10 protein-coding genes are annotated in these 9,366 nt (G+C 74.9%); 6 read left to right on the forward strand and 4 right to left on the reverse strand.

The annotated features are described in order from the left end of the window. The first annotated feature begins 52 nt into the window (after nt 1–52). Both CTZ28_RS38270 and CTZ28_RS38275 read left to right on the forward strand, forming a co-directional pair. Nucleotides 53–1,030 carry an N-acetylglucosamine kinase gene (locus CTZ28_RS38270; protein WP_121894363.1) on the forward strand — a complete coding sequence of 326 codons (978 nt, stop codon included), beginning with the start codon at nt 53–55 and terminating at the stop codon, nt 1,028–1,030. 220 nt (nt 1,031–1,250) lie between these two features. Next, entirely contained in the window at nt 1,251–2,174 is a 924-nt protein-coding gene (locus tag CTZ28_RS38275) for a sirohydrochlorin chelatase (RefSeq protein ID WP_121894364.1), read from the forward strand. Nucleotides 2,175–2,284: 110 nt separating this feature from the next. On the opposite strand, the gene CTZ28_RS38280 is transcribed toward CTZ28_RS38275, so the two are convergent. Continuing rightward, on the reverse strand, nt 2,285–3,316 hold the full coding sequence (locus tag CTZ28_RS38280) for a lactonase family protein (RefSeq protein ID WP_121894365.1): 1,032 nt from the start codon (nt 3,314–3,316) through the stop codon (nt 2,285–2,287). Between the two features lie 473 nt (nt 3,317–3,789). Here CTZ28_RS38280 and CTZ28_RS38285 point away from each other — a divergent pair, with 473 nt between their 5' ends. From CTZ28_RS38285 to CTZ28_RS47440, 3 genes are all read left to right on the forward strand, one after another. Continuing rightward, on the forward strand, nt 3,790–5,208 hold the full coding sequence (locus tag CTZ28_RS38285) for an MFS transporter (RefSeq protein WP_121894366.1): 1,419 nt from the start codon (nt 3,790–3,792) through the stop codon (nt 5,206–5,208). A 76-nt stretch (nt 5,209–5,284) separates the two neighbouring features. Then, nucleotides 5,285–5,431, forward strand: a complete 147-nt coding sequence (locus tag CTZ28_RS47435) for a hypothetical protein (RefSeq protein ID WP_183154798.1) — start codon at nt 5,285–5,287, stop codon at nt 5,429–5,431. Nucleotides 5,432–5,507: 76 nt separating this feature from the next. Then, nucleotides 5,508–5,657, forward strand: a complete 150-nt coding sequence (locus CTZ28_RS47440; RefSeq protein WP_183154799.1) for a hypothetical protein — start codon at nt 5,508–5,510, stop codon at nt 5,655–5,657. On the opposite strand, the gene CTZ28_RS38290 is transcribed toward CTZ28_RS47440, so the two are convergent. Continuing rightward, the gene (locus tag CTZ28_RS38290) at nt 5,654–6,430 is read right to left on the reverse strand and encodes a LysR family substrate-binding domain-containing protein (protein WP_121894367.1); all 777 of its coding nucleotides are present in this window, start codon (nt 6,428–6,430) and stop codon (nt 5,654–5,656) included. The two genes, CTZ28_RS47440 and CTZ28_RS38290, sit on opposite strands and share 4 nt — an antisense overlap. 59 nt (nt 6,431–6,489) lie before the next feature. On the opposite strand from CTZ28_RS38290, the gene CTZ28_RS38295 reads away from it, so the two are divergent. Beyond that, nucleotides 6,490–6,879 carry a DUF5997 family protein gene (locus CTZ28_RS38295; protein WP_121894368.1) on the forward strand — a complete coding sequence of 130 codons (390 nt, stop codon included), beginning with the start codon at nt 6,490–6,492 and terminating at the stop codon, nt 6,877–6,879. 22 nt (nt 6,880–6,901) lie between these two features. Here CTZ28_RS38295 and CTZ28_RS38300 read toward each other — a convergent pair whose 3' ends face one another. Further along, nucleotides 6,902–7,795, reverse strand: a complete 894-nt coding sequence (locus CTZ28_RS38300; RefSeq protein WP_121894369.1) for a peptidoglycan-binding protein — start codon at nt 7,793–7,795, stop codon at nt 6,902–6,904. Continuing rightward, nucleotides 7,795–9,348: a DUF6519 domain-containing protein gene (locus CTZ28_RS38305; RefSeq protein ID WP_121894370.1), complete on the reverse strand. Its 1,554-nt coding sequence runs from the start codon at nt 9,346–9,348 to the stop codon at nt 7,795–7,797. Before CTZ28_RS38305 ends, CTZ28_RS38300 begins: the two co-directional genes overlap by 1 nt. Between the last annotated feature and the right edge of the window lie 18 nt (nt 9,349–9,366).

Consider the following 9,366-nt stretch of genomic DNA (forward strand, 5'->3'; position numbering starts at 1 on the left):
CCGACGACCTGCCGATCCAGCAGGGGGGACAGCCGGTGGACCGGCGCCTGCCATGAGCCGAACCGGGGCCGGGGCCGGATTCCTCGCCGTCGACTCGGGCGGTTCGGGGCTTCGCGTCACGGTCGGCGTGGCCGGACGGGGGCCGTCCGCCCAGCGGGAGTCCCGGGAGCCGATCAGAACCGGGGCGCGGGGCATCGATCCCGTACAGCTGATGGAGCAACTCCTGCCCCTGGTCCGCGCGTTGAGCGCCGAGACCGGAGTGACCGAGCCGGTCACGGCGGTCGTCGGCGCCGCCGGGTTCGCCACCCTGGGCGACGCCCTGCGCGCCGAACTGCCGGACGCCCTCATGCGGGAGTTCGGCGTGCGGTCCGTCGCGCTCGCCGCCGACGCGGTGACCGCCTATGTGGGCGCCCTCGGGCCGCATCCCGGTGCGGTGGTGGCCGGCGGCACGGGGCTGATCGCCGTCGGCACCGACCTGACGGCCTGGCGACGGGCGGACGGCTGGGGCCATCTGCTCGGCGACTGCGGCGGCGGTGCCTGGATCGGCCGGGCCGGCCTTGAGGCGGCGCTGCGCGCCCACGACGGGCGGGACGGCGGCTCCGCAGCGCTGCGGGCCTGCGCCGAGGAGCGGTTCGGCCCGCTGTCCGGGCTGCCCGGCCTGCTCTATCCGCGCTCCGACCGGCCGGCGGTCCTCGCCTCCTTCGCGCCCCAGGTGGCCGCCTGCGCGGCGCGGGACACGGTCGCGGCGGGCATCCTGCGCGCGGCGGCCCGGCACATCGCCGAGTCCGCTGCGGCGGTCTGCCCGGCGTCGGGCGAGCCCCGAGTGGCCCTCACCGGCGGCCTGTTCCGGATGGGCGACCCGCTTCTCGTCCCGCTGGCGGAGGAGTTGGCCGAGCGGCTGCCGCACGCGCCGCGGGTGCCCGCCCAGGGCGATCCGCTGTACGGCGCGGTGCGGATCGCCACGGACCTCGCGACCGGACGGCTCACCCTGCCGAGCGAGGAGAAGATGCTGTACGTGGTGACCCGCTGAGCGCTCCGCTGGACTTGCCGCGCTGTGCCGTCGGTCGTCCGCGGCACCATCGTGGCTGGTCGCGTAGTTCCCCGGGATCCTTCGGGGCGCTGTCGAACCGCAGCGCGGACAGGGCGCGCATCTGATCCGTACGTAACTCATCAGACAAAACCGGACGTATACCGCTCACCTGCACCCTCCCCGAACAGGGAAGCCCAGGAAGCCAGTAACATGCGGCGCCATGAGCTCCCCCACTGGACCCGTGTCCGGCCTGCCCGTACGAATGCCGCGACCCCGCCAGCCGGGACGGCACCGCCGCCCCGAACCGCTGGTGGCTCCCGAGGGCGCGCCCGCGCTCGTCCTCGCGGTGCCGGGCACGCCCAGCGCCACCACGCGCGGCCTCGCCGAGGAGGTCGTGAGCATCGCCCGCTCCGAGCTGCCCGGCCTGGACGCGCGGATCGGGTACGTGGACGGCGACGACTCGGAGTTCCCCACGCTCCAGTCCGTGCTGACGCGGTCCGCCGACGAGCGAACCGCCCGCCATGAGCAGGCCGTCGCCGCCGGTGCCGAGGTCAAGGAGCCCGAGGGCCCGGTGGCCGTCGTCGTCCCGCTGCTGGCAGGACCGGACAGCGCGCTGCTGCGCCAGGTCCGCCAGGCCGTGATGGAGAGCAAGGTCGCCGCCGAGCTGACGGACGTGCTCGGCCCGCACCCGCTGCTCGCCGAGGCGCTGCACGTGCGCCTGTCCGAGGCGGGTCTGGCCCGCGCCGACCGGGCGCGCCTGTTCACCGTGGCGACCGCGGCGGACGGCATCATCCTGGCCTCCGTGGGCGGTGACGAGGCCGTGCAGGCGGCCGGCATCACCGGCATGCTGCTCGCCGCGCGCCTGGCCGTGCCGGTGATGGCGGCGGCCCTTGACCAGGACGGCTCGATCAACTCCGTCGCCGAGCAGCTGCGTTCCTCGGGCTCGCAGCAGCTGGCGCTGGCGCCGTATCTGATCGGCCCCGAGATCGACCCGGGCCTGCTGACGGCGGCCGCCGCCGAGGCGGACTGCGCCACCGCGGAGGCGCTCGGCGCGTACCCGGCGATCGGCAAGCTCGCCCTGGCCCGGTACACGACGGCGCTGGGCATCACCCCGCAGCAGCCGCAGGGCACCCCGGCCCGCTGACCCGGCGCTCGCACCTCGCAGGGCCCGCTCCCGTTCCGGAGCGGGCCCTGCGCCGCATCGGGGCCCAGCCGGTCAGGTCGGAGCGGGCGCCGGTCAGGTCGGAGCGCGTGTCAGTCGAAGACCGCGCAGGAGGCGGCGGGCACGTCCACCGAGCCGTCGTAGCGGGGCAGTCCGCTCTCCTGGTCGACCGCGAACCAGGTGACGTTCCCGGAGCGCTCGTTGGCCGCGTACAGGAAGCCCCCGCTCTCGGCCAGCGCGCGCGGCCAGTGGCCGCCGCAGGGCACCGTGCCGGTCAGCCTCAGCCCCTCGCCCTCGACGGCGAACACGGACAGGACGTCCTCACCACGGGTCGCGGTCCACACGAACCGACCGTCGGGCGAGACGACGATGCCCGACGGATAGGCGTCACCGGCCGGCGCGCCCGGCAGGACCGGCGTCTCGGTCAGCGGCCGCAGAGCACCGGTCTCGGCGTCCCAGCGGCACACGGTGACGGTCGGGGTCAGCTCGTTGACGACGTAGGCGGACGCCCCGTCCGGGTGGAAGGCGAGGTGGCGGGGGCCGCAGCCGGGGCGCAGGGCGATCTCGCGGTGCAGCGCGGGCGTTCCCCCGTCCAGGGTGCACACCCGCACCGAGTCCGTGCCGAGGTCGACGCTGACGGCCCAGCGGCCGCTCGGGTCCGGCTGCACCTGATGGGCGTGCGGGCCGCGCTGGCGCCGCTCGTGCGGGCCCCCGCCGACATGCTGGAGCACCCCGGACCGGGCACCGGCCAGGGCGCCGTCGGCGCGCACGGGCACCGCGGTGACGCTCCCGGAGCCGTAGTTGGCGGTGAGCACGTGCCCGGCGTACAGGCTCAGATGGGTGGGTCCGCTGCCGCCGACCGGCACCGGGGGTCCGGCCAGCACCGGCTTGTCGCCCTTGACCCGGTACGCGGCGACCGCACCGTCGGCCGTCTCGCTGACGGCGTACAGCGTGTCCCCGTCGGGCGACAGGGCCAGGTACGACGGATCGGGGACGCCGTCGACGCTGCCGAGCACGGCGAGCGCGCCGGTGTCCGGGTGGACGGCGGCCGTCACCAGCCCGGGCCCGCCCGCCGCCGTGAACGACCCGATGAAGGCCCTGCGTCGCCTGTAGCCGTCTGCCACCGCTGTCCCCTCTCGTGCGTGCCGCGTCCGGGGCTGACGGTAGCAGTCGATCAATAACGGTCTAGACCAAGCCCGCCGGTCAGGCGCCTTCCGGACGACGTCCCGGCCGCTGTCCGAGACCACGAGCGGAAGCACTGCCCGGCCCGGCGCCTCATCCCCGCACCATCCGCGCGGCGGAGCCGAGGCGGGGTCGCCACCCGAGCGGAGCAGTACGGCTGTTCGGCTGTGGGACACGGCGCGGGCCCCGCCTCACGGACATGCGGGGCCGGTCGGCGGTCCGCTGCGGCGCGGGTCCGGCGCGCGGGGCGCGGCGGCTGTTCCTAGCGTGGTCGCAGGACAGCACAGGAAGGCGCTCGTATGCCCACCGACCCGCTCCCCCCGCACCGGCAGCCCGGGCTGTCCCACTGCGTCCCCACCGTCCCCGCCGTGCTCACCGGTCCCGGCGCCCGGCGGCCCGGCCCACTCGGGTCCCCATGACCACCGTCCAGGCGCGGGAGACCGAGCCCGTCGCGGACGAACGGCGCTGGAAGGCGCTGGCGGTCTGTCTGACGGCGGGCTTCATGACCCTGCTCGACACGTCGATCGTGAACGTCGCCCTGCCCTCGATGGAACGCGGGCTGCGCGCCGCCCAGGCCGATCTGTCCTGGGTGGCCTCCGGCTACGCCCTCACCTACGGCCTGTTCCTCGTGCCCGCCGGACGGCTAGGCGATCTGCGGGGCCGCCGCCAGGTCTTCCTCACCGGTGTCGGGTTGTTCACGCTGGCCTCGGCGGCCTGCGGGCTGGCCCCGACGGGCACCTGGCTGGTGGTGTTCCGGCTGCTGCAGGGCATGGCGGGCGGCCTGATCGCGCCCCAGACGTCGGGGCTGATCCAGCAGCTGTTCCAGGGCTCCGAACGGGCCCGCGCCTTCGCCGCGTTCGGCAGCGTCGTCGCCGTCTCGACGGCGGTCGGACCGCTGGCGGGCGGTCTGCTGATCGAGCTGTCCGGCAGTTGGCGCTGGGTGTTCTACGTCAACCTGCCGATCGGTGTGGCGGTGTTCGCGGCGGCGCTGCGGCTGCTGCCGAACACCGCGCCGCGGGGGAACGCCGGTGAGGGGTTCGACGTACCGGGGGTGCTGCTGCTCGGCTTCGGCGCGCTCGCGCTGATGCTGCCGCTGGTGCAGGAACAGGCGTGGCCCGGCCGCGGCAAGTGGGCCCTGGTCCCGGTGGCCGTGCTGCTGCTGGTGCTGTTCTGTGCGTGGGAGCGGCGGCAGGGCGGGCTCGGCCGGGGCCCGCTCGTGGATCTGCGGCTGTTCGCACTGCGGTCGTTCTCGCTGGGCGCGCTGCTGAGCCTCATGTACTTCGCCGGCTTCACCTCGGTGTTCTTCGTCTACACCCTGTTCCTGCAGAACAGCCTGGGCTACAGCGCGCTGGCCGCGGGGATGGCCGCGATGCCGTTCGCGGTCGGCTCGGCGGTGGCGGCGCTGGCCGGCGGCCGGCTGGTGGTACGCCACGGCCGCAGGCTGGTGGTGCTGGGGCTGGCCGGGGTGGCACTGGGGCTGGTGGGCACCATGGTGGCCGTGCAGCGGGTGCCGGGCGTGGGGTGGGCGGCGGCGCTGCCGCTGCTCGTCGCCGGGGTCGGCTCCGGTCTGACCGTCTCCCCCAACACCACGCTGACGCTCGCCCGGGTGCCGGTGCGCCGGGCCGGGGCGGCCGGCGGGGTGCTGCAGACCGGACAGCGGATCGGATCCGCGGCCGGCATCGCTGCCGTGGGAGCGGTCTACTTCGCACACCTCGCCAACCACGGGCGAGCCGTGGACGCACTCCGGCTGAGCCTCGCCGCCTCACTCGTGTTCGTCCTGGCCGGACTGACCCTCGCCCTCGCCGACCTACGCGACCCCGCACCGCACGACTGACCGGCCGCCACGCGCCGGTAGCCGCCGGCAGCTGCGAACCGGACAGCGGATCGGCTCTGCCGCCAGCATCGCCGCCGTGGGAGCGGTCTACTTCGCACACCTCGCCAACCACGGGCGAGCCGTGGACGCACTCCGACTGGGCCTCGCCGCCTCACTCGTGTTCGTCCTGGCCGGACTGACCCTCGCCCTCGCCGACCTACGCGACCCCGCACCGCACGACTGACCGATCGCCACGCGCCGGTAGCCGCCGACAGCTGCGAACCGGACAGCGGATCGGCTCTGCCGCCAGCATCGCCGCCGTGGGAGCGGTCTACTTCGCACACCTCGCCAACCACGGGCGAGCCGTGGACGCACTCCGACTGGGCCTCACCGCCTCACTCGTGTTCGTCCTGGCCGGACTGACCCTCGCCCTCGCCGACCTACGCGACCCCGGGCAGCGGATCGGCTAGGAGCCGCGTCGGGGCCGGCCCTTCCTGGTCCCCTTGGGCGCGGCGGACCGGCCCTGCCGGGTGCGGCCGCCGACGCCACCGGCCGTGGGCTGCCGCCGGCCGGCGGCCTCGGGGCGCTTCCGCTTCGGCGGGGTCGGCTCGGGCTGTCCCGGCTGCAGGGTGCCCCTGCCCCGGGTGCTGTTGGCGGTGCGTCCCCGCACGATCCCGATGAGGTCCTCGACCAGGTCGGTGGTGGCGTCCTCGGGCCAGCACAGGGCGACGGCCGACTGCGGGGCGTCGACGACCGTGCGGTAGGTCAGGTCCCTGCGGTGGTGCAGCCGGGCCAGTGACTGGGGGACGACGAGGAGGCCGACGCCGGCCGCGACGAGTTCGACGGCGTCGGCGGTGGTGGCGGGCCGCTCGAAGGCCGGCTCGCCGGGCGGGGTGTCCCAGCCGAGGACGTCGTCGAGGGGGTGACAGACGGTCTCGTCGGCGAGGTCCGCGAGGGTCACCTCGTCCGCGGCCGTGATCAGATGGTCCTTGGGGACCATCACGACCGTGCTCTCGGTGTACAGCGGGATCGCGCTGAAGTACGTCCGGTCGACCGGAAGCCGGACGAGCCCCGCGTCGGCCGCGCCGGCACGCAGCGTCCCGGCCGCCTCGGCGGCCGGGACCTGGACGAGGTCGAGCGGGACGCCGGGCAGGCGCTCGTGCCAGATCCGCGCCCACTTGGCGGGCGTCGCTCCGGGGACGTACGCGAGCCGGAAAGACGGTGTTTCCTCCGGGTCTGTCACCGGGCCAAGCCTACCGGCCGCGGTCGGCGCCCCCGCACCCGGCCGATACCCTTGACCGCATGAAGTCGCAGCAGAGCACCCAGACGATGAAGCCCGCGACCGCGGCGAAGAAGCTGGGTGTGTACCTCCCCGCCACCCCCGCAGAGTTCCAGGAGGGTGCCGTCACGCGCGCCGAGCTGAACCGGCTCCAGTCCGAGCCGCCCGAGTGGCTGCGCGCGCTGCGACAGGACGGCCCGCACCCGCGCCCGGTGGTCGCGGAGAAGCTGGGCGTGTCCATCGCGGGCCTCGCCCGCGGCGGGGTGACCGAAGCGCTCACCACCGAGCAGATCGAGGCGCTGAAGCGGGAGCGGCCCGAGTGGCTGGAGCGGGAGCGCGCCACCCAGGCCGGGGTCCGCAAGGAGGCGGCACGCCTGAAGGACCTGCGGAAGGAGAACGCCGGGCAGGGCTGAGTGCCCCGCCCGGCGGGCCGGTTCAGCCGTCCGACGGCACCTTCAGCCTGTCCCAGCTGGCCTTGCCGGGGATGCCGTCCGCGTCCTTGCCCTTGAAGCCCAGCTTGCGCTGCCAGGCCGCGTACGACGTGCGGTCGGCCTCGGTCCACTCCGGGCCCGGTCCCCGCTCGTAGTGGCTGCACCCCTCGGCGACGAGTCGGCGGCCCATCGCCGTGATCACCGCAGCCTTCTGCCCGATGTGGAAGAAGCCGCTGCCCGGGAAGGGTGCGTACGACGGCTTGGGCTTCTGCGGCTGCCCGGAGTCCTTCCCGCCCCCGCCGCCCTTTCCGGCCAGCCGGTCGGCGATGCGCCCGCGCATCCCGTCCATGGTGAAGCCGCGCGGGTCCTGCTTGCCCGGCTGCCACTCCTTGTGGCCGATCACCGACCGCTCGCTCCAGCCGTGGTGCCGGCAGATGGCGGCGGCGACCCGCGCGATGGCGTCCTTCTGAGCCTCCGGCCACGGGTCCTTGCCGTCGCCGAGATTGACGCACTCGAAGCCGTAGAAGTGCCGGTTGCCGTCGGTGTCGGCCTCGTTGTCGGGCGGCAGCTTCGTCTCGTTCACGACGGCCCGCAGCACGTCGCTGTCGCCGAGCCCGGCGTGGTTGGCGCGGCCGTTGCCGACGAGGTGGACATGGCCCTTCTTGTCGATGACGCCGTGGCACAGCGGGCCGGGCAGGCCGGAGTAGCCGCTGTAGCAGATGTCGACCGAGTTCTGGGTGCCCGAGGTGACGGTGTGGTGGATCATCACGCCGTTGATCGGGCCCCAGGGTCCCTTGGTGTTGCGGTTGTGGGCGCGCCAGTTGCGCACCTCGTGGACGGTCACACCCTCCGCCCGCAGGATCTCCACCAACTTGGACGCGCTCATCGGCTGGGCCATCACTCGTCTCCTTCCACGGCCGCCTCCGCCGCCGCTGTGGTCTGTGACCGGCCGCCGGAGAGGTCGGCCTCCGCCGTCCGTTCCTCCCGGGCGGCGGACGCCTCCGCCGCGAGGGTCGCCTCGTCCGCCGCCGGGATGCTGCTGGCGAGCGGTCCGAAGGCGAGCCGCAGATCGACGGCGCTCTCCTCGCCCTTGACCAGGGCGAGCGGCGCGTAGTGCCGGTCGATGCCGGCCGGTGCCCGCAGCAGGGGGCGGCGCGCCGGGTCGACGGGCCAGTCGACGCCGCCGGTGGCGGTGCGCGCGGGGATCAGCCAGTGGTCGCCGGTGCGGTAGCCGCCGTCCGCGGCGAAGTACACCTCGACGCCGTCCTCCAGGGGCAGCCACTCCCCCTCGGTCACCGGGATCGCACCGCCGTCGAGCGCCGCGGTGCGGCCCTTGCGGCGGGGTCCCCCGCGGTGGTCCCAGCGGCGCAGGAACGGGTGCAGATGGGGCAGCCGGCCGACTCGCGGGTCGGGTTCGGCGGACAGCCGGACCCGGCGGCCGGGCAGGTCCAGTTCCTCGACCCGCAGCAGGGGCAGGGCGTCGAGCCGGGAGGAGTACGCGGTGTCCGTGAACTCGACCAGGTCGCCGACGTCGAGGTCCAGCTTGCCGTCGAGGCCGAGGGACGCCAGCTCCACCCAGGTGCCGTCGAGCCCGTCGACCGGGAAGACCACCGAGCCGTTCTCCCGGGACCACTTGAAGGTGGCGTCCTGCGCCGTGCCGCCCGCGTGGACCTCGACCCGGTACAGCTGGTTCTCCTGGCCGCGGTAGCGCGCGTCGGGCCGGACCAGGCAGGGGTCCTCGTCGGCGTGCTCGGGGCGTTCGGCGCGGGCGGCGAGCCGGGCCGTGGGGGCGGCCCGGCGCTGCGCCCAGCGGTCGAAGGCAGCCCTGACGACCTCCTTGGACGGGTCGGCGTCCTCGATCTCCAGCTCTCCCAGGGACAGCGGCAGCACCTGCCAGACGACCTTGGCGCGGACGGCGGTGTCGGGCAGCGCGGCGCCGAGCGCGACCTCGCGCAGCGCGGGGTCCTCTGCGGCGCTGACGGTCCGCTCCCACACCGTGAGGTAGACCACGAACGGCGACCGGCCGGGCGAGGGCAGCCGGTCGCCGGGCCGCTCCGGGTCGCGGAAGCCGTCCGGTTGGTTCCAGTAGTCCCAGTACGGCTGCGCGGACGCGGGCTGCCGGTCCGCCGCGGTGTCGTCCTCGGGCACGGGCACCTGCGGCGCCGGCCGGTCCGCGTCGCACAGGATGCCGTCGACGTAGTAGCGGCCGCCGTGGATGTGCAGGGTGTCGATGTCGTGTTTGCCGCCCACGTACTCGATGCGGAAGCCGGTGGCGTCGCGCGGCCCGCCGTGCCGGCCGATCAGGTCGGCGGTGCGGGTGCGGACCTGACGGAGCTGGATCGCGGCCTGCTCGTTCAGGTCGGCGTCGAGCTGCACACGGCCCTGCTGGGCGACGACCGCGGAGTAGTGCCGCTCGGGGCGGAAGGTGGAGCGGGAGAGATCGGCGTGCATGAAGGGGGTCCCCCTGGT

Source organism: Streptomyces shenzhenensis (genome assembly GCF_003688995.1).
In the GTDB taxonomy this organism is placed as follows: domain Bacteria; phylum Actinomycetota; class Actinomycetes; order Streptomycetales; family Streptomycetaceae; genus Streptomyces; species Streptomyces shenzhenensis_A.